The organism is Gluconobacter sp. P1D12_c, from assembly GCF_018812105.1.
GTDB classification, from domain to species: domain Bacteria; phylum Pseudomonadota; class Alphaproteobacteria; order Acetobacterales; family Acetobacteraceae; genus Gluconobacter; species Gluconobacter oxydans_A.
The window spans coordinates 1-480 of sequence record NZ_JACSIQ010000388.1 but is presented as its reverse complement, the minus strand read 5'-3'; the positions used below and the strand labels follow the sequence as shown (position 1 = coordinate 480).

Below are 480 nucleotides of genomic sequence, written 5' to 3'. Positions count from 1 at the left end.
ATCCCACACAGATGGCCTACGGCCACACTACGTGGCTCCCGCTCTGCGCTCGCTCTGTGATGAAGGACACAGCAAATCTGAGCTAATTATCTGCTCATGAAGCGACGCAGTTTGAGATATATTTTTAATACTGATTTAGCCTTTAGCATGGAGGTCGAACCCCCAATGCTAGCCCCCGGACCTTCGGGGTCGTCGCTCTAGGCAATAGAGCGATCAGAACCCTTTTGAGGCTTCGCCTTAGGTTCCCACGTCGCCTGGAATGACTCAAGCCACTCCTTCGCAATCCTATCGCAATCACGCATTAAATCATCCAACGTGTAGACAGTCTTAATGAACGGAACAGGATTAATTCCATGCGAATCCAAAGAATCAAAAACTAAACCAAGATAAGTTTCAAGCTGTTCATTCTTCTTCTGTAAATCTCTGAACGGCTTGCCCTTATCAAAACTTTTTTCGCGTTCGCTTTTCAATTCGTTCAAT

The 480-nt window shown here is 46.2% G+C and carries 1 protein-coding gene; it reads right to left on the bottom strand.

The window, feature by feature from the left end:
• Window positions 1-197: 197 nt before the first annotated feature.
• The coding region (locus KP705_RS21775) for a hypothetical protein (protein WP_215765169.1) at window positions 198-480 on the bottom strand (283 nt) is incomplete at its 5' end.